Source organism: Flavimarina sp. Hel_I_48, assembly GCF_000733945.1.
In the GTDB taxonomy this organism is placed as follows: domain Bacteria; phylum Bacteroidota; class Bacteroidia; order Flavobacteriales; family Flavobacteriaceae; genus Leeuwenhoekiella.
This window is the reverse complement of the sequence record NZ_JPOL01000002.1, coordinates 639,894-664,339: the sequence shown is the minus strand read 5'-3', so window position 1 is coordinate 664,339 and position 24,446 is coordinate 639,894. Positions and strand designations below refer to the sequence as shown.

At 42.5% G+C, this 24,446-nt stretch carries 27 protein-coding genes and 1 tRNA gene; 20 read left to right on the top strand and 8 right to left on the bottom strand.

Features of this window, described 5'->3' with window-relative positions:
- Positions 1-301 precede the first annotated feature (301 nt).
- From P162_RS03020 to P162_RS02990, 7 genes are all read left to right on the top strand, one after another.
- Positions 302-1,471 carry a trans-sulfuration enzyme family protein gene (locus P162_RS03020; RefSeq protein WP_031425753.1) on the top strand — a complete coding sequence of 390 codons (1,170 nt, stop codon included), beginning with the start codon at positions 302-304 and terminating at the stop codon, positions 1,469-1,471.
- A 96-nt stretch (positions 1,472-1,567) separates the two neighbouring features.
- On the top strand, positions 1,568-2,284 hold the full coding sequence (bshB1, locus tag P162_RS03015; RefSeq protein WP_031425752.1) for a bacillithiol biosynthesis deacetylase BshB1: 717 nt from the start codon (positions 1,568-1,570) through the stop codon (positions 2,282-2,284).
- 98 nt (positions 2,285-2,382) lie between these two features.
- Positions 2,383-2,458 (top strand) — tRNA-His (locus P162_RS03010).
- A gap of 334 nt (positions 2,459-2,792) precedes the next feature.
- Positions 2,793-4,094: a gluconate:H+ symporter gene (locus P162_RS03005; protein ID WP_031425751.1), complete on the top strand. Its 1,302-nt coding sequence runs from the start codon at positions 2,793-2,795 to the stop codon at positions 4,092-4,094.
- 2 nt (positions 4,095-4,096) lie between these two features.
- Positions 4,097-4,561: a RidA family protein gene (locus tag P162_RS03000; protein WP_031425750.1), complete on the top strand. Its 465-nt coding sequence runs from the start codon at positions 4,097-4,099 to the stop codon at positions 4,559-4,561.
- Positions 4,558-5,640, top strand: coding sequence for a D-TA family PLP-dependent enzyme (locus P162_RS02995; RefSeq protein WP_031425749.1), 1,083 nt, complete (start codon positions 4,558-4,560; stop codon positions 5,638-5,640). Before P162_RS03000 ends, P162_RS02995 begins: the two co-directional genes overlap by 4 nt.
- On the top strand, positions 5,637-6,734 hold the full coding sequence (locus tag P162_RS02990; RefSeq protein WP_051907752.1) for a dipeptidase: 1,098 nt from the start codon (positions 5,637-5,639) through the stop codon (positions 6,732-6,734). Before P162_RS02995 ends, P162_RS02990 begins: the two co-directional genes overlap by 4 nt.
- 85 nt (positions 6,735-6,819) lie before the next feature.
- Here the strand turns inward: P162_RS02990 and P162_RS02985 are convergent, their stop codons facing one another.
- The 4 genes from P162_RS02985 to P162_RS17660 form a co-directional block, all read right to left on the bottom strand.
- Positions 6,820-7,857: a M28 family metallopeptidase gene (locus P162_RS02985; protein ID WP_031425747.1), complete on the bottom strand. Its 1,038-nt coding sequence runs from the start codon at positions 7,855-7,857 to the stop codon at positions 6,820-6,822.
- 101 nt (positions 7,858-7,958) lie between these two features.
- Positions 7,959-8,678 carry an HAD family hydrolase gene (locus P162_RS02980; RefSeq protein WP_081868366.1) on the bottom strand — a complete coding sequence of 240 codons (720 nt, stop codon included), beginning with the start codon at positions 8,676-8,678 and terminating at the stop codon, positions 7,959-7,961.
- Between the two features lie 115 nt (positions 8,679-8,793).
- Positions 8,794-8,946, bottom strand: coding sequence for an adenylosuccinate synthetase (locus P162_RS02975; RefSeq protein WP_117434192.1), 153 nt, complete (start codon positions 8,944-8,946; stop codon positions 8,794-8,796).
- A gap of 33 nt (positions 8,947-8,979) precedes the next feature.
- A complete protein-coding gene (locus tag P162_RS17660) occupies positions 8,980-9,117 on the bottom strand; it encodes a hypothetical protein (RefSeq protein ID WP_031425745.1) in 138 nt (45 codons plus the stop codon).
- A gap of 144 nt (positions 9,118-9,261) precedes the next feature.
- Between P162_RS17660 and P162_RS02970 the strand changes: the two genes are divergently transcribed.
- The gene (locus P162_RS02970; protein ID WP_031425744.1) at positions 9,262-10,218 is read left to right on the top strand and encodes an aldo/keto reductase; all 957 of its coding nucleotides are present in this window, start codon (positions 9,262-9,264) and stop codon (positions 10,216-10,218) included.
- Here P162_RS02970 and ribD read toward each other — a convergent pair.
- The gene (ribD, locus tag P162_RS02965; protein ID WP_241077722.1) at positions 10,215-11,279 is read right to left on the bottom strand and encodes a bifunctional diaminohydroxyphosphoribosylaminopyrimidine deaminase/5-amino-6-(5-phosphoribosylamino)uracil reductase RibD; all 1,065 of its coding nucleotides are present in this window, start codon (positions 11,277-11,279) and stop codon (positions 10,215-10,217) included. The two genes, P162_RS02970 and ribD, sit on opposite strands and share 4 nt — an antisense overlap.
- Positions 11,280-11,355: 76 nt before the next feature.
- On the opposite strand from ribD, the gene P162_RS02960 reads away from it, so the two are divergent.
- The 6 genes from P162_RS02960 (at position 11,356) to P162_RS17655 (ending at position 16,752) form a co-directional block, all read left to right on the top strand.
- Positions 11,356-11,850: a GNAT family N-acetyltransferase gene (locus tag P162_RS02960; RefSeq protein ID WP_031425742.1), complete on the top strand. Its 495-nt coding sequence runs from the start codon at positions 11,356-11,358 to the stop codon at positions 11,848-11,850.
- Positions 11,840-12,718 (top strand): peptide chain release factor N(5)-glutamine methyltransferase, encoded by an 879-nt coding sequence (gene prmC / locus P162_RS02955; RefSeq protein ID WP_031425741.1) that lies wholly within the window; start codon positions 11,840-11,842, stop codon positions 12,716-12,718. Before P162_RS02960 ends, prmC begins: the two co-directional genes overlap by 11 nt.
- Positions 12,715-13,305: a TIGR00730 family Rossman fold protein gene (locus tag P162_RS02950; RefSeq protein ID WP_031425740.1), complete on the top strand. Its 591-nt coding sequence runs from the start codon at positions 12,715-12,717 to the stop codon at positions 13,303-13,305. Before prmC ends, P162_RS02950 begins: the two co-directional genes overlap by 4 nt.
- Positions 13,306-13,610: 305 nt before the next feature.
- The gene (ligA, locus tag P162_RS02945) at positions 13,611-15,599 is read left to right on the top strand and encodes an NAD-dependent DNA ligase LigA (RefSeq protein ID WP_031425739.1); all 1,989 of its coding nucleotides are present in this window, start codon (positions 13,611-13,613) and stop codon (positions 15,597-15,599) included.
- A 341-nt stretch (positions 15,600-15,940) separates the two neighbouring features.
- Complete coding sequence (locus tag P162_RS02940; RefSeq protein WP_031425738.1) at positions 15,941-16,393, top strand: Panacea domain-containing protein; 453 nt, start codon at positions 15,941-15,943, stop codon at positions 16,391-16,393.
- 104 nt (positions 16,394-16,497) lie between these two features.
- A complete protein-coding gene (locus P162_RS17655; RefSeq protein ID WP_164076198.1) occupies positions 16,498-16,752 on the top strand; it encodes a hypothetical protein in 255 nt (84 codons plus the stop codon).
- 150 nt (positions 16,753-16,902) lie between these two features.
- Here the strand turns inward: P162_RS17655 and bla are convergent, their stop codons facing one another.
- The 3 genes from bla to P162_RS02920 all read right to left on the bottom strand — a co-directional run bounded on the left by bla (position 16,903) and on the right by P162_RS02920 (position 19,494).
- Complete coding sequence (bla, locus tag P162_RS02930) at positions 16,903-17,778, bottom strand: class A beta-lactamase, subclass A2 (RefSeq protein WP_035916798.1); 876 nt, start codon at positions 17,776-17,778, stop codon at positions 16,903-16,905.
- Between the two features lie 103 nt (positions 17,779-17,881).
- On the bottom strand, positions 17,882-18,790 hold the full coding sequence (locus tag P162_RS02925) for a metallophosphatase (RefSeq protein WP_031425735.1): 909 nt from the start codon (positions 18,788-18,790) through the stop codon (positions 17,882-17,884).
- Positions 18,791-18,795: 5 nt separating this feature from the next.
- Positions 18,796-19,494: a 5'-nucleotidase C-terminal domain-containing protein gene (locus P162_RS02920; RefSeq protein WP_241077721.1), complete on the bottom strand. Its 699-nt coding sequence runs from the start codon at positions 19,492-19,494 to the stop codon at positions 18,796-18,798.
- A 122-nt stretch (positions 19,495-19,616) separates the two neighbouring features.
- On the opposite strand from P162_RS02920, the gene P162_RS02915 reads away from it, so the two are divergent.
- From P162_RS02915 to P162_RS02890, 6 genes are read left to right on the top strand one after another with little or no spacing between them, the layout of a single operon-like run.
- Positions 19,617-20,138, top strand: coding sequence for a DUF6913 domain-containing protein (locus tag P162_RS02915; RefSeq protein ID WP_051907750.1), 522 nt, complete (start codon positions 19,617-19,619; stop codon positions 20,136-20,138).
- A gap of 1 nt (position 20,139) precedes the next feature.
- Complete coding sequence (dapA, locus tag P162_RS02910) at positions 20,140-21,015, top strand: 4-hydroxy-tetrahydrodipicolinate synthase (RefSeq protein ID WP_031425732.1); 876 nt, start codon at positions 20,140-20,142, stop codon at positions 21,013-21,015.
- 53 nt (positions 21,016-21,068) lie between these two features.
- On the top strand, positions 21,069-21,860 hold the full coding sequence (locus P162_RS02905; protein WP_051907999.1) for an outer membrane protein assembly factor BamD: 792 nt from the start codon (positions 21,069-21,071) through the stop codon (positions 21,858-21,860).
- Positions 21,861-21,873: 13 nt separating this feature from the next.
- On the top strand, positions 21,874-22,206 hold the full coding sequence (locus P162_RS02900; RefSeq protein ID WP_031425730.1) for a DNA-directed RNA polymerase subunit omega: 333 nt from the start codon (positions 21,874-21,876) through the stop codon (positions 22,204-22,206).
- Positions 22,207-22,212: 6 nt separating this feature from the next.
- A complete protein-coding gene (gene coaBC / locus P162_RS02895; protein WP_241077720.1) occupies positions 22,213-23,415 on the top strand; it encodes a bifunctional phosphopantothenoylcysteine decarboxylase/phosphopantothenate--cysteine ligase CoaBC in 1,203 nt (400 codons plus the stop codon).
- The gene (locus P162_RS02890) at positions 23,408-24,295 is read left to right on the top strand and encodes a DUF4835 family protein (RefSeq protein ID WP_031425728.1); all 888 of its coding nucleotides are present in this window, start codon (positions 23,408-23,410) and stop codon (positions 24,293-24,295) included. Before coaBC ends, P162_RS02890 begins: the two co-directional genes overlap by 8 nt.
- Positions 24,296-24,446 lie beyond the last annotated feature (151 nt).

Here is a 24,446-nt window from a genome sequence, read left to right as displayed (position 1 = left end):
GTTTTTCTGGGAACTTATTTTGCGTTAGGGATTGAAGTGAATTTTTTTGTCCCTTCCGGGAGGAATCCTTTTTGCGAGGTACGAGCAAAAGATTGCAACGTAAAGCCCGACCCGCAGGGAAAACGCCCAAAACCAACAAAAGAGCCAAAGTTGTTCAGAGTCAAATAATGCCATCCAATTTCAAGAACATTTATTTATACTTTGGAACTTTTATAAAAATTCAAAAAGCTATTAACAAGTAACCTATTTTCTATTTTCCCAGCTATATTTTGTAATTTACACTCTGCTAAAAAACCAAGTGATGAAAAAAGAAAAACCAGGCTTAAATACGATTTGTACCCATGTAGGGGAAGTTCATGATGAACAGTTCAAAGGCGCTATCTCGCCCATATATATGTCAACTTCCTATGCTTTTGAAGATGTGGAAAAAAAACGCTATCCCAGATATTTTAATACGCCTAACCAGGATATGCTGGGCAAAAAGATTGCCGCACTGGAGGGTGCCGAAGCCGGGATGATCTTTGGCAGCGGCATGGCTGCGGTGAGCACTGCGCTGCTTTCCTTCTTAAAACATGGCGATCACGTGGTACTTCAAAAGACGCTGTACGGTGGTACTTTTAACCTCGTGGAGGAAGAATTTGAACGTTTTGGTATCCAATATTCCTTTACGGATGGACTGGATGAAAATTCTTTTGAAAAGGCGATTAAAGAGAACACAAAAGTGATCTATATAGAAACACCTTCCAATCCGCTATTGACCATCACCGGACTCGAAATGGTCGCGCAACTGGGCAAAAAACATAAAATTATCACGATGATCGATAATACTTTTGCCTCTCCCGTAAACCAAAATCCCATTGCGCACGGTATTGACATTGTGATTCACAGCGCTACAAAATACATGGGTGGTCACAGTGATATAACGGCCGGGGCGATTGCCTGTACGCAGGAACATATGGATGTTATCTGGAACAAATCCAAAAATCTGGGCGGTAGCCTTGCAGATTTTATGGTCTGGATGCTGGAGCGCAGTCTGAAAACACTCGGGCTTCGGGTGAAAGCGCAGAACGAAAATGCCAGGAAGCTCGCCAAATGGCTTGAAAAAAATGAGCATGTGAAGCATGTATACTATCCGGGGTTAGAATCACACCCAGACCATCAACTTGCAAAATCGCAGATGTCTGGATACGGCGGCATGCTTTCTTTTGAACTCAACGATAGCCTTGACGCAGATCAGTTTCAGAAGGAACTAAAACTTATTAAAAGTAGTATGAGCCTTGCGGGCGTAGAGAGTACGATTCTTTCACCCGCGAAAACGTCGCATTCCCTGATGAGCCCAGAGGAACGTAAAAATCAGAAAATAAGCGATGGTTTACTGCGTTTTTCGGTAGGTATTGAAGATAAAAAAGACCTTATCGCAGACCTGGAACAAGCGCTTGCAGCGGTTACAGAGCAACACTTGATAAAATAAATATAAATTAAGGTTCAATCAAAAAGACAATAAAACAGTAATATATCCCTATTTTTTGACTGAAATTAACTGAAAAATAGAGATAAAAAGCACTTTATGAAATTAGATATTCTTGCCATAGGCGCCCATCCTGATGACGTGGAACTTTCCTGCGCGGCCACACTTGTAAAGGAAGTGGCGAACGGAAAAAAAGTGGGCGTACTGGATCTTACACGTGGCGAACTGGGAACGCGCGGTTCTGCGGAATTAAGGGATGAGGAAGCCGCGGAAGCTGCAAAGATCATGGGACTGAGCGTTAGGGAAAACCTGGGACTTGCTGATGGCTTTTTTAGTAACGACCGCGAAACCCAAATCAGGATTATAGAAATGTTGCGCAAATATCAACCCGAAATCGTATTGTGTAATGCCATCAGGGATCGACATATTGATCATGGGCGCGGTAGTACCCTTGTAAGCCACGCGTGTTTTTTAAGCGGACTTCTGAAAATAGAGACGCAAATGGACGGGAAATCCCAGGAAAAATGGAGGCCCAAGCATGTGTATCATTACATTCAGTGGGAAAATATCACACCAGATTTTGTAGTTGATGTCACCGGCTTTATGGATAAGAAAAAAGAAGCCGTCCTTGCCTACAAATCACAGTTTTTTGATGAGAAAAATCAGGAGGGGAATACCCCCATAAGTAGTATTAACTTTAAGGAAAGTGTAGATTATCGCGCAAGGGACCTTGGCCGACTCATAGGTACCGAGTATGGGGAAGGTTTTACGGCAGAACGCTTCCCGGCGGTAAACTCTATTTTTGACCTGATTTAAAAGAGTTGCCGAAAAAAATAAATTTACTATTGTGCAAACAGGGTATTTACCGTACATTTGCACCCGCATATTTTGGTAATGAGATATGTTTTTTAAATGGTGGTTGTAGCTCAGTTGGTTAGAGCGCCTGGTTGTGGTCCAGGAGGTCGTCGGTTCGAGACCGATCTTCCACCCAAAAAGCCTTTCAGCAATGAAAGGCTTTTTTTGTTTTTAAACTTTTTGGTTGAACCTCATTGTTCTATGAAACTAGGGGCGATTTTTGTTTTATTTTCAAGTGTTATTATCCTTCTTTAAAACTTTTACAATTTAGAATACGACCTCTAAGGGTTGTGGAGCACTTCTACTTACAGGATAATCAGCAAAGTATATTTCCGACCGGGATCTAGCGCATTTTATAAATGGTATTTCTAGAAAGTACCGTTTCCATTTCTACTTTTAATAATTATCTTAACAGATTTTTATACATTTCTTATCAGTGCTATACTAAACTTTTAAACTTAACAAAGTCATGGTCTTTTTTCTTATTATAATCGGTATTCTTTTACTTGTGTTTCTCGTCGCCGTTATCAAATTGGATACATTTATTTCCTTTGTCCTTGTTTGTTTACTTGTGGGTGTCACCGGCGGGTTGACAATGGGTCAATCTATGGATGCTATCGAAGCAGGAATAGGAAATACCCTAAGTTCGCTCGTGCTCATACTCGGTTTTGGAGCCATGCTGGGCAAATTAGTTGCGACCAGTGGCGCCGCAGATCAGATCACGAATACACTGGTAGATTTATTTGGCGTTAAGAATATTCAAATAGCATTGATCATTACAGGTTTTATAGTGGGAATTCCTATGTTTTATACCGTGGGATTTGTGATTCTCGTGCCTTTGGTAATTGCAATTGCCACAACGACAAAACTGCCGCTGCTTTATGTAGGTTTGCCTATGCTGGCCTCCCTATCAGTTACCCATGGTTTTTTACCACCGCATCCTGCACCCACCGCTATTTCTGAAATTTACGGTGCAGATCTTGGCCTTACTCTTATTTATGGCATAATTGCCGGGATACCAGCGATTTTAACTGCAAAATTTCTACTTTCTGGCGTGATGAAGCGTATTCAGCCTAAACCGCTCCAGGAATTTGTGGTAGAGCGGGATGACCGTTATACCGTGCCGCCCATGTCAACAAGTATTTCTATTGCGCTGCTTCCCGTTATTCTAATTGGTGGCGCTTCTGTTTTGAACACTTTTGTTATTGAAAACCCCATTATAAGCGCGATAGGTAATCCTTCCATTGCGATGCTTATTTCGGTATTGGCGGCCATTTATTTTCTCGGAATACGTACCGGGCGTACCCTAAGCGATGTCACTAAAGCCTTGTCTGAATCTATTGCCAGTATAGCTGGCGTATTGCTCATTATAGCCGGGGCCGGTGCTTTTAAACAAATAATGGTAGCGACCGAAATTAGTGAGGAAATTGGCCAGTTGCTGGGCAGTATGGATTTATCCCCCTTACTTTTGGCCTGGATCATTGCCGCCCTGATACGGGTTTGTGTGGGTTCTGCAACCGTAGCTGGTCTCACCGCTGCCAGTATCATCATGCCCGTGGTAGCGTCATCTGATGTGTCACCAGAATTACTTGTGCTGGCTACCGGAGCGGGCAGTATTACTTTTTCACACATCAACGACGGCGGTTTTTGGCTTTTTAAAGAATATTTCAATGTTACCATAAAAGAAACCCTAATGTCGTGGACATTGATGGAAACTTCGGTTTCCATTGTGGGGCTAATTGTCGTTTTATTGCTCAACTTAATTGTTTAACTATGAATATTGAAGATAGAATTAAGGAACTCAATTTACAATTGCCCCCGGCACCACCACTGGGCGGTGTTTATAAACCGGTTATACAGGTAGGAAATATGCTTTATGTTTCTGGTCAGGGGCCCGTTAGGAATGATACTTCGCTTATCACCGGCAAGTTGGGCAAGGACCTGACGACACGGGAAGGTTATGATGCGGCAAGACAGGTGGGGCTAACCATGCTGGCAACGATGAAGGCGCAACTGGGGGATTTAAAAAACGTGAAGCGTCTGGTAAAGACCCTGGGCATGGTAAACGGCCAGCCTGATTTTTATGACCATCCCAAAGTTATCAACGGTTTTAGTGAACTTATGGTTGAATTGCTTGGCGATGACCTTGGAAAAGGCGCACGCAGCGCCGTAGGAATGACACTTCCCGGTAATATCGCGGTTGAAATTGAAGCCATCTTTGAAATGCATGGGTCATGAAAGACTGGTTTGAAATCCTTCGGCCAGACAGTTTGCTGACTCCGGCCTTACTTTTCTATCCACAGCGTATTGCGCGGAATATAGAAAAAATGATACAGATTGCAGGTTCTCCTTCAAGACTGCGCCCCCATGTCAAAACCCATAAGTGTACAGAAATTGTCCAGATGCAATTGAAAAAGGGGATCTGCAAATTTAAATGTGCTACGCTTGCCGAATCTAAAATGCTGGCCAAGGCCGGGGCAAAAGATATATTAGTCGCATACCCACTCGTGGGACCGGCACAAATCCTTTTTTTAGAATTGTGTAAAACCTATGCGAATTCCAGGTTTTCAGTACTTGTAGACCATGAGGATCAGCTTGAGCTTTGGGACAAAAAAGGAGAAAAAATTTCTGTTTTTATCGACCTGAATGTAGGTATGAACCGCACGGGAATACAGATGCAGGAAGCTGCGGCTTTCTATAAGAGGGTGCTCCATTCCTCCCAAACAAACTTCATGGGATGGCACCTTTATGATGGCCATATTCATGATATAGCCATCGCAGATCGAGAAGGGGCAGTGGCCGAAGCGTTTAGTGGTCTGGAACAATTGCTCAACAAAACCGGTACACAAGATGCTGAAATTACCTGCGGAGGTAGTATCACGTTTCCCGTGCATGCAAAATATGCTCATCGTACCCTTTCACCAGGAACAACACTTTTATGGGACGAAGGTTATGCTTCAGTATTTCCTGATCTTCCTTTTGAAAATGCCGCTACAGTCGGTACGCGCGTGATAAGTAAACCGGCAGCAGACACGCTATGTCTGGACCTGGGCCACAAAGCAGTAGCTTCAGAAATGAAAAAGGATTCTGTTTTCTTTCCGCAGCTTCCCGATGCTAAAATTCTGGTGCATAGCGAGGAGCACATGGTCATTAAAACCAATCAGGCAAAAAACCGGCATATTGGCGATATCCTATATGGGATTCCGTGGCATATCTGTCCCACTGTTGCCCTGCATTATCAGGCGGCTATTGTTGAAAATCAGGATTTGACCGGTTTTTGGGAAATTGGGGCACGCGATAGAATTTATAAATTATGAATGTTGACAAGCCTCTTGATAAACCCTTTATTTTTGATGCGCACCTTGATTTGGCAATGAATGCGATGGAATGGAACCGGGACCTTACCCATACCATAGAAGAATTGAGGGCTACCGAAGACGGAATGATCGATAAGCCAGACCGTGCGCAAGGGACGGTATCCTTCCCCAGTTTAAGGGAGGGAAATGTAGGTATTGTTGTGGGAACGCAGATCGCCCGCTTTGCAAAAAGAAAAGGAAACCTGCCCGGCGCTAGTTGGAATTCACCAGAACAGGCCTGGGCACAAACCCAGGGCCAACTCGCCTGGTACCAGGCGATGGAGCATAAAGGGCAGATCAGGCAAATTTTGAATAAAGAGGATATTGATAAGCATTTGGCAAGCTGGGAAACAGATGCTGCGAATACGCCTCTGGGGCTTATCCGAAGTCTTGAAGGAGCAGATTCCATATTGAGTATGCACTATCTTCACAAGGCCTATGAAGATGGACTGCGTGCTATTGGCCCTGCGCATTACGGTCCGGGAGTTTATGCTCAGGGTACAGATGCTACGGGTGGAATAGGGCAGAGTGGGCGTGAATTATTAAAGGAAATGGAAGCGTTGAACATCATTCTGGATACTACACATCTTTGTGATGACAGCTTTTGGGAAGCCTTAGCAAATTTTAAAGGTCCGGTTTGTGCAAGCCATAACAATTGCCGGGCGCTTGTTCCCCATCACCGGCAGTTTTCTGATGACCAACTGAACGCATTAATTGCGAGAGAGGCGATAATAGGAGTAGTTATGGATGCCTGGATGTTAACCCCGAACTGGATACGTGGTAAGTCAACCCCGAAAGGTGAAAATATCTCACTGCACCAGGTAGTAGATCATATCGATTACATCTGCCAGCTCGCCGGTAACAGTTTGCATGCGGGTATAGGATCAGATTTAGATGGGGCTTTTGGTACAGAGCAGGGTCCAAAGGACGTTGATACCATAGCTGATTTACAAAAAATTCCGTATTTACTTTCCCAGAGAGGGTATACAAAAGAGAATATTGAGAATATTTGTTCAAAGAACTGGTTAAGGTTTTATATGAATGCCTGGAGTTAAGAATTTTGGATCAATCCAACTAATTACAAAAAAAACGAGGCCATTAGTTAAATAACGGCCTCGTTTTAATACTTAGTAATCGGTTTTACTCTTTATCTGCGGAAATACGCTTTTCTTGATTCGCCACGTTCCAGGCGGTGTAAAATACAAGTTGGGCACGTTTTGTAAGCAATGGATAGTTGATTTTATCTGGAGTATCCCCCGGTTTGTGATAATCTTCGTGCACACCATTGAAATAAAATATTATAGGAACACCGTTTTTAGCGAAGTTGTAATGGTCTGAACGGTAGTAAAAACGATTGGGATCGTTCTCATCGTTAAAGGTATAATCCAGATCCATGTTCATGTATTTTTCATTAGTCGCTTCAGAAAGATCATGCAATCCCTGGCTCAGCTTGTCTGAACCTATCAAATACACATAGTTTTCATCGTCGCTGTGTTCTGCATCCTGACGGCCTATCATATCAATGTTAAGGTCTACCACCGTACTATCCAGTGAAAAAATAGGATGTTCAACATAATATCTTGAACCTACAAGTCCTTTTTCTTCCCCTGTAACATGTAAGAACAAAATACTGCGCTGTGGACGGTAACCCTGTTTTACAGCTTCCTGAAAAGCTTCGGCGATTTCCATAACGGCAACCGTACCAGAACCATCATCATCAGCTCCATTGTTGATTTGCCCGTCGTCGTTAACGCCTACATGATCCAGGTGTGCTGAGATCACAACATATTCATTGGGTTTTGTACTTCCTTTGATAAAAGCCGCTACATTTTCAGAATCCTTGATTCCGCTTCCTTCTTTAAAAAAGGTTGCCGGCACGGTCTGAAAGTAGGTAGAGTCCATCGCTGATGGAATATCGTGCTCTTTGTAGAAATCACGAATGTAATTGACTGCTTTTTTCTGACCCGGCTCACCGGTTTCCCTGCCTTCAAACTCATCAGAGGCGTAGGTGTAAAGCATTTCTTTGGTTTCTTCCGCAGTAATCGTTTCTGCGAACGGCGCAGGATCAACCTGGGTCATATCCACATTTTTTGCCGCGTCATCAGCAGTCATTTGAGAACCACAATTGGTCAGCATCATTGAAGCCACCATTGTGGCAGAAAGCATAAGCGTTTTCATATCTTAATCGTATTTATTGAAGTAATTGGTATTTCCAAAAAGGCTACACATATAATGCCCAAATATAACATTTCCTAAAAACTCTGAGAAAAGGGGTCCTTTTAGTCTGCTGGTAGCGCATCTGGAGCGCAGCTAATCACAAAATCCCCGGTTTTTTCACCTTTTTTGATGCTAAAACTGCGAAAATCCTCCAGAAATCCACCAATAGCTTTTATACCTTCAAAATCACTTTTTTGATGTGTGGAAGTGAGAACAAAGCTTTTTGCTTTTCCATTCTCTGCTGCTTTTGCGCCCGTGGGACTATCTTCAAAAATGATTGCATCTTCGATCTTTACGTTCAGTTTTTCGGCAACTTTTGTAAAAACCTCGGGATCTGGCTTTCCTTTTTTCACATCGCCTGCATGAATAAAAACACTGAAATACTCCTGTAGGTCAAGGGCTTTTACCGTAAATTCAAGATTTTCGGCGGGGGCTGCAGTTCCTATTCCCATTGGGATTCCCAGGGCTTTAGCTTCTTTTAGAAACCTTGCCAGGCCGGGAACGAGTTTAATATCTTCGGCGTATAGTTCACGGTAGGTTGCTTCTTTATCTTTGGCAATTTCCTGCATTTCCCCTTCGGAAAAGCGATCGCCAAAAAGCCTCTTTAAAATCTCATCATTTACCCCATGAATATCACGCATTACCTCGTCTAAGGTAAGATCACGTCCCAGTTCTTTCAGCTTTTGCTGCCAGGCGCGGTGATGTACCATCATATTGTCAACCATGGTGCCATCCATATCAAAAATAAGTGCTTTACAGGAAAGTGATTTTGTTGTTTTCATAAACTAAATAGGGATTTTATATAAAAAAATGAGCCATTTTTGATCAATTTCTGACCAAAAATGGCTTTTATTATTCTGGATTGCACGCTGTATTTTGATCACAGGCGGCAGGTTATCAGGGTTTTTTCTTCTTTTTGTTCCGCCATATAAAATACAGGATGATAAAGAGCACGGGCAAAACGATAAAAATGATCACGTCTGCTGGATCACTAAAATCTAAGGGTGCGTTATTGGCGTTATTTGGAACGTCTTGAGAAACCTGAATCATAAGTTGTGTTGTAAAATTGTTCTGGATTCTGGTTTAAAATACCTGGAATACATAACCTAGCAACCAGTAAAGAATTGCAAAAACCACAATGGTGCCTATGCAACCACAGCGGCCGCCGCCTATTTTTTTTGCTCCCCAGCCGGCGATCAGCGCCCTAAAAAGATTTTTCATTGTAAAAAGTATCGGTTAGTTAGTCGACTAAAATACGTGAATATTGTTTGCCCATGACATGCTGCCCGCATATTAACAGGACTTTAATTTTCAACCTTCTATTTTGTAGTGCAGGCATTGTAATTTTGAGGTAAAATACATGATATGAATTTAAAAAAACTGGGCAGGACCTCACTGGAGATTCCCCCCATTGCCTTTGGTGGAAATGTTTTTGGGTGGACGGCAGATAAAAAGATGTCTTTTAGGCTTCTTGATGAGCTTTTGGAAAAAGGCTTCAACTATATTGACACCGCAAATGTATATTCACGCTGGGTTGAGGGCCATGAAGGCGGGGAAAGTGAAACGGTGATAGGTCAATGGATGAAAGAACGCGGCAACCGCGATAAAATGATTATTGCCACAAAAGTGGGAATGGATATGGGACAGGGTCACGTAGAACTTTCCGCAGAGCATATAAAAAAACAGATGGATCAGAGCCTGCAGCGCCTGCAAACAGATTACGTGGATGTTTATTTTAGCCATAAACATGACGATGATACGCCTATCAAAGAAACGCTGGCAACCTATAACCAACTGGTAAACGACGGAAAAGTACGTTATATAGGTGCATCCAACTTTCCGCTTGCGGAATTGATGGAATCCCTTGAACATTCAAAAACTAAAAATATACCGCGCTACGAGGTTTATCAGCCAGAATATAACCTGATGCGACGCGATGGTTTTGAAGGTGCAGTTCGTGATTTTTGTATTGAAAATGACATTTCTGTAACCAGTTACTTTACACTGGGCAGCGGTTTCCTTACCGGAAAATACGATGCGAAAGAAGATTCTGAGGGAAGGGCACGTGAGAAACATGTGAGTAAGTTCTTCAATAAAAAAGGGGAACAGGTTCTCAATACATTAAAAGATATAGCTCAAGAGCATAATTCCTCGCAGGCTGCCGTTGCGATAGCCTGGACGATGGCGCAACCGGGAATCACCGCACCCATAGCCAGCGCTACCAAGCCCGAACATCTGGAAGCATTTTACCGGGCCGTAAAAATTGATCTGAATAAGGATCAACTCGATCGCTTAGACGACGCCAGCAGTTCTTCGGATTAGTCATTTGCGACTGCTTCGACAAGCGGCTCGTAAATATGTAGAATATCCTCTAAAATCGCCTGTTTTTCGGTTAATTTGCCCTGAAAAACAGGCGATTTTATACCTTTTTGAAACTGGTTATTCCCTGTAAAAACCCACGCTTCATCCCATAATTTCAGGTCGATAAAATGTTGCAAGGTTGCGGCTCCACCTTCTACGATTAGCGATTGTATATCGCGTTTAAAGAGGCTATTGCAAATTTGTTGGGGTACGTTTCCATTAAAATCTACCGTAATAAACTCGGGATTTTGACTGTTTTCTTGCTGTTTTTCGGTAAAAATGAGCGTTTTTACTTCGCCATCCATAACTGAAAAATCGGCGGGTATTTTACCGTTTCGGTCAATAATGATCCGCACGGGATTGTTGCCTTTCCAGTCTCTAACGGTTAGGCTGGGATTGTCCTGTAAAACCGTGTTTGTTCCCACCAGTATGGCCTGTTCTGCTGCCCGAAGTTGGTGCACACGTTGGCGGGAATGGGTATTTGTGATCCACACCGGTTCTTTTTTATCCCGGGTTTCAGGATCTGGAGCGATAAAACCATCTATGGTCTGCGCCCATTTTAAGATGATAAAAGGTCTTTTTTTCTCGTGAAAGGTAAAAAAGCGTTTATTTATTTTTTGACATTCGTCTTCCAGAACGCCCACCATAACTTCGCGCCCGGCCTCAAGCAATTTTTGAATACCGCGACCGGCGACTTTTGCAAAGGGATCAATGGTGCCAATTACAATTTTCGGAATATTTTTAGCAATGATAAGATCGCTACAGGGTGGGGTTTTCCCATAATGGCTGCAGGGTTCAAGACTTACATATAACGTTGCCTTTTTCAGCAGGCGCGCATCGCGTACCGCATTAATCGCATTTACTTCCGCGTGAGGGCCGCCATAGGGGCTGGTAAAACCTTCACCTATTATAACACCATCAACCACAAGCACCGCGCCCACAGATGGGTTGGGCATCGCCGCCGGAAAGCCATTCTTAGCCAGTTGCAGGCAGCGATCCATATATTTTTCATGTATCTTCACGTCTCAAAAATAAGTAAAAATGATGGCGTACGCATCCTTTAAAAGTTGCTTTAAGAACGTTTAAATTTACTCAGATATGACCATTAGACCCATAAAGAAAGAAGACAACGCCACGATGGCCCGTGTGCTCCGCGAAGTGCTGATCGAGATGGGCGTGCCTAAAGTAGGCACCGCTTATGCAGACAAAGCGCTTGATATGCTCTATGAAACCTACGATGAGCCGAGAGCCGAATATTTTGTGATCGAAGAAAATGGAAAACTGCTGGGCGGTGCGGGAATCGCGCAGCTGGCCAACTATGATGGACCGGTCTGCGAACTCCAAAAAATGTACGCGCTTGCCGAAATACGGGGCAAAGGCTACGGAAAACAATTGATGCAAATATGTCTTGATTTTGCCAAAAAACAGGGTTTTGAGCGGGTTTATATTGAAACCATGCCGAATATGGAAGGCGCGCAAAACCTTTATAAAAAATCCGGATTTTACTACATTGACGGTCCCATGGGCAATACCGGTCACTGTGCCTGTCCCGTGCACATGTTGAAAGATTTAAAGGAAGAACATGACGGTTAAAGCTTTCCGGGAATATTTTAGTTCAGAATTAAAATCTGCCTATCCCGCAATGGAAATTCAGACGTTCTTTCAGCGCCTTGCCGAAGCTTATCTGGGCATGACACGCATAGAGGTGACTTTAAATCCTGATAAAAAACTGACCAAAAGTGAGGAAAATCGGTTACAAATGGCATTAAAACGCCTGTTGCAGCACGAACCTTTGCAATATATCCTGGGGGAAACCGAGTTTTATGGACTTCCATTTCTGGTAAATAGTGACGTGCTGATCCCACGCCCGGAAACCGAAGAACTAGTGGACTGGGTGCTCAGCGATTTAAAAAAAAAAGCTATTTCTGCAGAAAGTGATATAAATACTAAAAGGCCAAAAATACTGGATATAGGTACAGGCTCCGGTTGTATCGCCATCTCGCTTGCAAAAAAGCTTGAAAAAGCACAGGTTTTTGGTCTTGATTTCTCTGAAAAAGCCCTGGAAACGGCTAAAAAAAACGCGCTCCTCAGTGAAGTTTCAGTAGCATTTTTACAGCAGGATATTTTAAAGTGTGAATCCCTCCCGCAACAGTATGATGTGATTATTTCCAATCCGCCCTACGTGCGCGCGCTTGAAAAAGTAGAACTACAGCCCAATGTTTTGAACCACGAGCCGGCATCAGCGCTTTTTGTGGCTGATGATGACGCGCTGGTTTTTTATCGAAAAATAGCGGCGCTGGGAATGCAAAATTTAGTAAAAGGCGGCTGCCTTTATTTTGAGATCAATGAGTATCTTGAAGCGGAAACCCGCGATCTGGTTGCGGGTTTTGGTTATAAAGAGATAATTTTACGTAACGATATATTTGGCAAAGCCAGAATGTTAAAAGCTACAAAACCATGAACAAAATTGAGTCCATTTGTGTGTTCTGCGGAAGCAGCGAAGGCAAAGATGCCGCAATCATTGAACAAGCCACCCAACTGGGAAAAACACTTGCCAAACGAAAAATAACCCTGGTTTATGGTGCTTCAAAAATAGGGATTATGGGTAAAGTCGCCCATGCTTCGCTTGAAAATGGAGGGAAGGTTGTGGGGATCATCCCAGAGTTTTTAAAACTAAAAGAAATTGTTCATCTGGGTCTCGATGAGCTGATCACGACAAAGAACATGCACGACCGTAAAATGCTCATGCAGGAAAGGAGCGATGCGTTTATCGCGTTGCCGGGAGGTTTTGGTACCCTGGAAGAACTTTTTGAAATCATCACCTGGTCACAATTGGGACTGCACCATAAACCCATTGGCCTGCTCAATACCAGCGGTTTTTATGACCACCTGATCGCCCTGCTCAAAGAAATGGTACGCCAGGGATTTCTCAAAACAGCAAATATGGAGCTGCTCATTGTAGATGAAGATATAGAGTCGCTACTGCACAAAATGGAAACGTTTGAGCCTACCATTGAGGCAAAATGGTTAAAACTGGAACAAACATAAAATTATTTTTACTCAGGAGAAGTTCCTCCCCTTTTTTCAAGGGGAGGTGCCGAAGGCGGAGGGGTAAAACACTGGATTTCTATTTAAATAAATGTTGTTTCCAATTTCAAAAAATATAATGACGAACATAGAACTTTAAGTATTTATAATTTAATTTCTCTCTTATAAAGAACAAGTTTTGCGTTAGGGATTGCAGTGAAAATCCTTTTTGCGAGGAACGAGCCAAAAGATTGTAGCGCAAAGCCCGACCCGCTAGGGTAACGCCCAAAATCTTATTCATAAATCCGATTTTTTTATTACAGTACATGAATATTGAAGAAAAAATAAACCAACTCCGCGACGAACTGCGGCAGCATAATTACAAGTATTATGCGCTTGATACTCCAGAGATTTCAGATTATGATTTTGATAAAAAGCTGAAGGAACTTCAGGAACTGGAAGAAAAGCATCCTGAATTTTACGATGCCAATTCGCCAAGCTTACGCGTGGGCGGTATGGTGACCAAAAATTTTGAGACCGTAAAGCACGATACGCGCATGTACTCGCTGGCCAATTCCTACTCACAGGAAGATCTGGAAGACTGGGAAAAGCGCATTAAAAAGTTGGTCGAAGGCGAGGTGGAATATGTTTGCGAACTAAAGTACGATGGGGCATCCATAAGCCTTACCTATGAAAATGGCGAACTTGTGCGCGCCATTACCCGCGGCGATGGTACACAGGGCGATGACGTGACCCACAATGTGCGCACCATACGCTCTGTACCCTTAAAACTTAAGGGTGATTTTCCCGAAAAATTTGATATACGCGGTGAAATTGTGCTTCCATATGCTGGTTTTGCGCAGATGAATGCGGCGCGCGTAGAAGACGGGGAGGAGCCGTACAGCAACCCGCGGAACACGGCTTCCGGAAGTTTGAAATTACAGGACAGCTCTGAGGTTGCGCGTCGTCCCTTAGAATGTTTGCTTTATACGATCGTGGGTGAGAACCTGGATATTTCCACACAGTTTGAAAGCCTGGAAAAAGCACGAGAATGGGGCTTTAAAGTTCCGGAAGCGGCAAAACTGGTTGAATCTACCTCAAAAACACTTGATTTTATCAAGTACTGGGACACGCACCGCCACGATCTACCTTATGAGACCGATGGCGTGGTGATCAAAGTAAACAGTTTTGAACAACAGACAGAGCTTGGTTTTACCGCAAAAGCGCCACGCTGGGCGATGGCCTACAAATTTAAGGCAGAACAGGTTTCTACTTTGTTGAAGAAAATCACCTATCAGGTGGGCAGAACCGGGGCGATAACGCCAGTGGCCAACTTAAAAGCGGTACAACTGGCGGGAACGGTTGTCAAACGCGCTTCTTTGCACAATGCAGATCAGATTGAAAAGCTTGATATACGCGAGGGGGACACCGTTTTTGTGGAAAAAGGAGGGGAAATTATCCCGAAAATCATTGGGGTGGATTTTGAAAAACGCGATCCCAATTCGGAACCTACGGAATACCGAAAAACCTGCCCCGAATGCGAGACAGAACTGGTACGCACCGAAGGCGAGGCGATTCATTATTGTCCCAATGCGTTGGGCTGCCCGCCGCAGATTATTGGGCGTATTCAACATTTTATTTCGCGTCGCGCCATGGATATTGAAGGCCTGGGCGGGGAGACGGTTGCGCTTTTGGTCAAAAATGACCTGATTCATAATTACGCTGATCTTTACGAACTCAAAAAAGAGCAAGTGCTACCGCTGGAGCGCATGGCAGAAAAGTCGGCAGAAAACCTAATAAATGGCATAAAAGCGTCAAAAAACGTCCCTTTTGAGCGGGTTTTATTCGGTCTGGGGATACGTTATGTGGGCGAAACGGTGGCCAAAAAACTGGCCAAGCACTACAAAAATATAGATGCCCTGGCAGCCGCAGGCGAAGAGGAACTGGTCGCGGTTGACGAAATAGGGGAGCGCATCGCGGAAAGCGTGGTCAGCTTTTTTGCGCAGGAAAAAAGCCTGGAGATCATCAACCGGTTAAAAGATTACGGACTTCAATTGGAAATCGATCCTGAACTACTGGAAAATCAAAGTGAAACTCTGGCGGGAAAAACTTTCGTGGTTTCAGGCGTTTTTGAAATGTCACGCACGGATCTAAAGAAACTGATCGAAGATAATGGCGGTAAGGTTTCCGGTTCAATTTCCTCTAAAACATCGTATGTGGTGGCGGGGGAAAATATGGGTCCGGCGAAACTGAGCAAGGCAGAAAGTCTGGGGATTTCTATTATTTCCGAAGCTGATCTTTTAGGGATGGTTTAGGGGAATTAAGAGTAAAGAGTAAAGAGCAAAGAGTAAAGAATATAGAGTAAAGAGCAAAGAGTAAAGAATATAGAGTAAAGAGCAAAGAGCAAAAAGCAAAGAATAGAGAGTAAAGAGTGGAATAATTTGCCATAGAATAGGTTGTTTTAGACTTTAATGATTATAAGAAGTGCGATATTAGGCTGGCGACATGGACAAAAACTCAAGTATAATTCAACAGGTTTATTCGTTCCCGGTTAAGGTAGCTGTGTATTAAAACATTACGGCCTTTTTATTTAAATTTTCAGTATATTTATATATTAGAAATCGCGCAAAGCGCGAAGGGTTCTTAACTTTAATATATGGCGTATAGTCCCACGACGATAGCAAATTACTATATTAAGGAAAAGGCAAAATTTGGTAAGCTTACTCCCATAAAACTTATCAAGTTGGTTTACTTTGCCCACAGTTGGTACCTGACGTTAACTGACGGAGAAAAGTTGGTTGACGAGAGAATACAGGCATGGAAATACGGTCCTGTTTTTCCTTCTTTATTTGATAATATCAAATTGAAGGGAAAGATCGAGATTTCAGACCCCCTGCCTTATGACAGGGAAGAAACGATCTCTAAAGATGATGCAGAGTTTCTGGAGCGTATCTGGGATATGTACGGTAGTTACAATGGTATTGAACTTAGCGCCATAACCCACGCCAATGACACGTCCTGGCAAAAAATCTACAAAGAGGATACGCGGGATTCAGAAATACCGAACGAGGAAATCTTAAGGCACTATAAACTTAGATTAGTGGATTGATATGTCTAGTGAAGAATTGCTCAATAAATTACCTAATTCTGACCTAAAAGCGAAATATTCGGCTGCGGATTATGCGGAGGGAAAAGTAGACGATAAACGGCTGAATGAAGCGGTACTTACCCCGCAGGAGGAACGCTATAGCGCAGGGAAACCAGGTTGCGGGAAAACCTTTCTACCGCTTTTACAATGATCATAACCTTATGGTTACTTGCGGTGGTGCTATTCTTATAGGAAACAACCTGCACTATAAATTAAGTGATGAGGTACTCATTGCTTTACTGATAACTTCTACCGCAAATGTGATTGGTATGATGCTTATTATACTGAAAAATCTCTTCCCAAACCGTGACAGTAAATAACATAACTAATTTCCGAAGGAATATTAAAGTGTAAGAGCGAAACCGTTATTTTCATGTTCAAAACACAGAAAACGGCTTAAAAACCTTTGTTTTATAGGCCTTTTTTAGAGATTTATGAAGAAGACCAGAGTCCGGAAAATATTTTTCGTCTTATCGCTTATAATAATCAAAAGCGGCTTTGGAGATTTTAGCGATAAGTTGCTCATTTGTTTCAGGTTGTTCCTGAAAGTTTACTACCAAAACACTAATGAAAATCACTTCGCCATCAGGAAGTTCAATAACGCCAATGTCATTAGTAGCTGGTGTTAAGCCCTCACGCGTTCCAGAGGTTCCGGTTTTATGGGCTACAGCAACATGTTGAGGTAAATTTCCTTTTAGTCGCTTGGTTCCGGTAGTAGTTTCCCGCATTATTTTCCAGATAAGTTCATGGCTTTTGTGAGAAAGCATCTGGCCTTCGTTACGGTAGGCTTTGATCAGCAATTCATTGAGCGCCGTGGGCTTTCCCCAGTTTTTGTATTGTGCTGCCCAGTCTTCATGCATTTGCTGCTCGTTCACTTTTATAACAATATCCTCTATAATATTGTCCTTCAAGAACGTTTCAACCGTAGCAGTTCCACCAATCAATTTCAGTAAAATATCACAGCCTATGTTATCACTTTGGGCTACGGTATATGCAAGGATTTCTCCAAGAGTCAGGATTGTCCCGTCAGGGAATTTATCTTTGATGGGGCTCCAGGTATTGGCAGCTAATTCATTTTTTGATATTTCAATGGGCTGGTCTATGGAAAATTTACCTTTATCCACTTCAGACAAAATGGTAAGGGCAATAGGAAATTTAAAAACGCTTTGAAGTGGATACTGAAAGTCGTTATTGATATTTATAGCGTCTTTGCTTTTATTTGATGCAATGGCAACCCCTACTTGCGCCTTTTTTCCCTTAAGAATATTTTCAATGGAAGTTTTTAGGTCAAGCTGCGCGTTGCCTTTTAACGCAATCAAAAAGAAAAATGCAAAAAAGACTTTAATTTTTTTTTTTCATAGGTAGGAAATTAATAAGAAGTACAGTAAGCCCTAAGCTTCCGCCGAAAAGAAAAGTTGCTTTATTAGGAATATGTGTCTAAAAACGACCTCAAACCTGAATCAAAACGCCCTTATTTTCTACATTTTTACCTTCATCAAAGTAAAAGTCGATACGGCCCATATTTATTCCGGCCCAGCCCACCTGGTTGATCAATACATTCTTATTAGCAGCATTCTTTACAACTAACGGTTTTGGAAGGAACGTATGGGTATGGCCGCCTATTATGAGGTCAATATCCTGCGTTTTTGCCGCCAGCGTCTGGTCAGATAATTTATCATATTCATAGGCATAACCCAAATGGGATAAGCAGATAACAAGATCACATCCTTCCTCCTTTTTTAAGGTCCGGGTCATATCCTGAGCAATTTCAAGCGCATTGAGATACTTTGTTTCCTTATACATTTTAGGATCTACAAGTCCGTCGAGTTCAATCCCAAGGCCAAAAACACCAATTTTAATGCCGTCACTTTCATAGATTTCATAAGGTTTTGTGAGGCCTTCCATGAGGGTATTGGAGAAGTCATAGTTAGCAACAAGTAATTTAAAACCTGCATTCGGCATTTGTGCGGCGAGACCGCCCACGCCATTATCAAAATCATGATTGCCCACCGTGGCCGCGTCATATTTGAGCATGGTCATAAGCTTAAATTCAAGTTCGCCCCCATAAAAATTAAAATAGGGAGTCCCTTGAAAAATATCCCCGGCATCAAGCAAAAGCGTATTGGGATTTTCCTGGCGTACAGCTTCAATAAGCGCCAGTCTTCTTGCCACCCCACCTTGATTAGCGTACTCCGGGTCGTTTGAATCAAAAGGTTCAATATGGCTATGCACATCATTGGTATGCAAAATGGTAATATGTTTTGCGGGCGCGGAAGTCATTGCCCGTACGGGTGAGGTTGCAAGTCCCGTAAAAGCGGTTGCAGCCGCTGTATTCCTTATAAAATCCCTTCTTCTCATGGTACTTATCTTTTTATAAAACGATCGTCAGCAATGGGGGCAATAGTATCAGTATCGGCAAAATAATCTATGAGTATATTTCGCACTTTGTAATCCAAATCAAGCATGCTCACCGGATTTTTAAAGAAATCCATATGATCGCCACCATTTTGCAAATAATCATTTGTGGCTATAAAATAGGTTTCGTTAGTATCTACCGGTTTACCGTGAATTCTTGATTCTTCAATAGCGCCATCGTCATTGATAATCAGCTGGAGGCCATTTATAGGGTGGGCAGTTCCCTGTTTGAGATAATCAAAGAGTTCGTTCACTTTTTTTCCGCTAAGTTCCAGAACAATCACACGGTTTTCAAAAGGCATGATGTTATACGCTTCGCGCATGGTGATATTTCCCTGCGGAAGGGTTGATCTGATACCGCCAAAATTAAGCAGCACCGCATCAATATCAAAGGTGGTACGGCCTTTAAAAATGGGGTCTGCATAAGCCATGACGGCATCTGCCATCATATTGCCAATGGCCGTATTGTATTTAGTATCTTTTTTAGAAAGCGCTCTTGGAGAATAGGCGAGTACGCTATCCATTTGTTTGTCAATGTGCTCCTTGTAGGGTTTTATAAACGCATTGATCTTAGCGTCTGCGGAAAGGCTATCATTGATATTTATCTGTTCACCTTCGATTTTCTGAAGATGTAGTGAGGAATTCATGCAACTGCTGGTAAGGAAAAGGAGGAATATTGAAAAAAGTAGCGCGCGCATAGTCAATGTAAAATTAAGGTTTTGAGTTGGCGTAATTTGAGTACATTTGTGTGTATAAAATGTAAAATTAGATGTTTTTAGACGTTTGGAGGGAAAAACGAATAAAAAGAAATCTCAAGGAGGCGGCTTTAGGATACCCCGGGGCATCCCCTGCAACGTCTATTCAACGTGTGGGGCTGCTTGTAGATACGACAGAAGATGTTGACATAGAAGCCCTTACGAGCGCGTTGAGCCTTTTACAGAAACAAGCCAGGATCAATGTGATCTATTATGTGGAGCGTGTTCATAAAACGGGCTTTCCTTCGAATAGTACCTTTGACAATCGCGCGATAAACTGGCAGGGAGAGTTGAGCAATGCGCAGACTGATTTTTTTATGAACCAGCATTATGACCTTCTTATAAGTTATTATGTAAAAGCGCTTCCCATCCTACAATTTATAACCGCAAAAGCAAATGCCCATTTTAAGGTAGGTTTTCCCGGAAACGGCACCTACCTTTTAAATGATCTTACAATTGATACAAAACCAGAGAACATATCGGTTTTCTGTACGGAATTAAAAAACTATTTAAAAATATTAAAACGCATTGAATAGCATGCAGCAATTTAGAGGTACAGGTGTTGCCTTAATCACCCCTTTTAAAGAAGATTTGAGCATAGATACGCTCGCGCTTAAAGAACTTGTCGAAGACAATATCAAAGGTGGCGTAGAATATCTTGTGGTCATGGGAACCACGGCAGAGAATGCGACCTTAACCACAGCGGAAAAAGAACTTGTGATCACCACGGTACTTGAGATGGTCAATAAACGTGTTCCGGTTGTACTTGGAGTAGGGGGAAACAATACGGCACTGCTGTGTGAGGAGCTTAAAAATCGTGATCTCAGCGGTTTTGATGCCCTTTTGTCTGTTTCGCCATATTATAACAAACCCACCCAACAGGGAATTTACGCCCATTATGCGGCACTTGCCGAAGTATCGCCACTTCCCATTATACTTTACAACGTCCCCGGCCGAACGGCAAGCAACATACTGCCAGAAACCGTTTTTAAACTGGCAAAGGCTTTTGATAATATTATAGGGATAAAAGAAGCAGCAGGGGATATGGTGCAAATGATGCGTCTTTTAAAAGACAGGCCTAAAGGCTTTCTGGTTATCTCAGGAGACGACATGCTTGCCCTGCCCACCGTTTTAGCAGGTGGCGACGGCGTCATTTCTGTTCTTGGGCAAGGGTTTCCAGAACAGTTTAGCCATATGATGCGCGATGGGCTCGATGCTAAAATAAAAGAGGCAAATGAGGTACATTACAAACTTATGCCGCTTATTGACCTCATATTTCAGGAAGGAAACCCTGCGGGAATCAAGGCATTGCTGTCACTTAAAGGCACCGGAACTTCTTCCGTGCGCCTGCCACTTGTAAAAGCCAGTGAAGATTTAACACAGGATATTGCAACATACCTTAAGGAAATGTAGTACTTTGTTTATTAGCTAAAAAACCTTATTTTTGCACGATGTTTTCAAAACCTATGAAGAATCTTTTTTTTACAGCTTGTGGACTCCTTTTATTAGCTTCTTGTAGCGAATATCAAGAAGCATTAAAATCTGACGACATGGGCGTAAAATATACCATGGCAGATTCCTTGTATAATGCAGGGAAATATGCCAAAGCGATTAAGCTTTGGGATCAGGTGGTGCCCAATTATAGAGGGAAGCCTCAGGCCGAACGCGTGATGTTTCTTTATGCGGATACCTATTACAAAGCCGGTGATTATTACCTTTCTGGATATCAGTTTGACCGTTTTGCTACTTCCTATCCCCAATCTGAAAAAATTCAGGAGGCAAAATTTAAGGCAGCTAAAAGTTATTACGAGCTTTCGCCTACTTTCAATTTAGATCAGGAACAAACGCAGAAAGCGGTAGATCAACTACAGGCATTTATAGGTCAGTATCCAGAATCTGCGTATACAGAACAGGCAGATTCCCTGATTGTAGAGCTTAGTACAAAATTGCAAAAGAAAGATTTTGAAATCGCTAAGCAATACAATACTATTATGAAATATCCCGTTGCCTTAGCGGCACTGGATGATTTTATTTCAGATTATCCCGGTTCTTCCTTTAGGGAGGCCGCTTTTTTCTATAAATTAGATTCACAATATAAATATGCGGTGGGAAGTTTTGATATTCTTGTAAAAGACCGTCTTAAAGAAGCACTGGATATTTATAATACCTTGATACGTTACTACCCAGACGGGGACTACCGCGCACAGGCAGATGAGATAAAGGCCGATATTGACTCGCGCATGCAAAATTATTCATAATTAAAATCACACCATGGACGTTAAAAATCTTGAAGCACCAGTAAACACAATTACCTTAAACAGAGAAGAGGTATATGCTCCTACTGATAATATTTATGAAGCTATCAGCATTATAGCTAAAAGGGCAACTCAGATCAATACAGATATCAAGAAGGAATTACTTGAAAAACTTGACGAGTTTGCAACCTACAGCGATAGTCTTGAAGAGATCTTTGAAAACAAAGAACAGATCGAAGTTTCCAAATTCTATGAAAAACTGCCTAAGCCTCACGCTATGGCCGTTCAGGAATGGTTGGATAGCAAAATCTATTACAGGGATACTTCTGCCACAGAAACTGAAATATAACGTATAGTGGTAAGCGGCAAAAAAATAATCCTGGGAATTACAGGAGGTATTGCTGCCTATAAATCTGCCTGGCTTGTGCGCGCTTTTATCAAAGCCGGTGCAGAAGTTCGTGTGATTATGACACCAGAAGCCAAAGATTTTGTCACTCCACTTACGCTTTCAACACTTTCTAAAAATGCAGTGCTTTCCTCATTCACACAGGATGAAGAAAATGAACTGTGGAACAATCACGTAGAACTCGGCCTTTGGGCCGATTTTTTCGTTATAGCTCCGGCCACCGCAAATACCCTTTCCAAGATGGCGAGTGGCGCAAGCGATAACCTACTGCTTGCGACTTATTTATCGGCTAAGTGTCCTGTTTATTTTGCACCTGCAATGGATCTTGATATGTACAAGCATCCCACAACACAAGCCAACTTTGAAAAGTTACAGGAATTTGGCAATATCATGATTCCGGCAACGAGCGGGGAACTGGCCAGTGGCCTGGAAGGGCAGGGGAGAATGGCAGAACCTGATGATATCGTTGCGTTTATAAATGGCGATATTCAGTCAAAATTGCCTTTATATGGCAAAAAAGTACTTATTACCGCCGGTCCTACATACGAAGCCATTGATCCCGTACGTTTTATAGGGAATCATAGCAGTGGCAAAATGGGTTATGCACTGGCGCAATGTGCAGCAAACCTGGGTTCAGAAGTGATTTTGATTTCAGGTCCCACGGCCTTAAAGCTTGATCATCCTTCCGTTAAGATTATTTCTATTGTAAGTGCACAGCAGCTTTTTGAACGGGTGAAAACTTATTTTGATGGGGTAAATATCGCGATTGCAGCCGCTGCAGTGGCAGATTACAGACCAGCAGATCCAGCAGCGCAAAAAATCAAGAAAAAGTCGGCTGATTTTCAAATTCAGCTAGAACCCACCGAGGACAGTTTGAAATATATGGGCGCTCATAAAAGAGATCAGTACCTTATAGGTTTTGCCCTTGAAACGGAGAATGAAGTAGAGAACGCCCAGGATAAACTGAAACGTAAAAATCTGGATCTAATCGTTTTGAATTCGCTGAATGACAGCGGCGCCGGTTTTGGCACTCCTACAAATAAAGTTACTTTTATAGATGCCAGGGGTGGTGTGTACCCACAGGAACTGAAACCCAAAGAAGATGTGGCCAAAGATATTTTCAACCGTATACGACAAGCACTTTATGTATAAAATAGTACTGTTTTTTGTTCTTTTAACCAGTTTTTCCGCGACCGCACAGGAATTGAATTGTTCCGTTGAGATCAATGCGGAACAGACCGGCCAGGCCAACTTACAGGTTTATAAAACCCTGCGTAATTCCATAGAGGAATTCATGAACAATACAAACTGGACTGATAGTGATTATAAGCAACAGGAGCGTATTGATTGCAGTTTGATCATAATTGTTTCCAACCAGGATTCAGATTATTTTACGGCGAGCATGCAGATTCAATCGGCCAGGCCCATTTATAATTCCACTTACAATTCAACGGTTTTAAATTATAACGACACGCAGTTTGGTTTTCGATATACCGAATTTCAACCCATGAATTACAACCCAAACAGTTTTGATTCCAATCTTATTTCTGTGCTCGCTTTTTACGCTTACACGATGATAGGTCTTGATGCCGCAACATACGAGCGCGATGCGGGGATTCCCTATTTTGAAGAAGCCAAGCGTGTGGTCAATACCGCGCAGCAGGGCGGTAATGCAGGATGGTCTGCGCAAAGCGGAACTCAAAGTCGATTTCGGTTAAATTCAGATCTTTTATCAGCTAATTTTGCTGATTTTAACGAGGTTTTATTCGCGTACCATCGCAATGGCCTGGATTATATGGCAGATAATACAAAAGATGCCAAGCAATCTATCGCCGTTACCTTAGAGCTATTTAACCAGATGTACAACAGTCGCCCGAACAATTACCTGACGCGGGTCTTTTTTGATGCCAAAGCACAGGAAGTTTCTCAAATTTTTTCCGGTGGGCCGCAGGTAAATATCTCCAGTCTCGTTTCTACGCTCAATAAAGTGGCGCCTACCAAATCAAGTTTCTGGCAGCAGATCAAACTGTAATCTTTTTATTTGATGGTGCAGGTAATGTCTGTTATCTTTACGTCAGGAATATGTTTAGGGATTATTTGAATTTTCCGGTAAATAATGGGCTTATATTGGCGATTTTCATATCATTTCAGCAATTTATTGATATTGCTAAAACGCGCTAAAC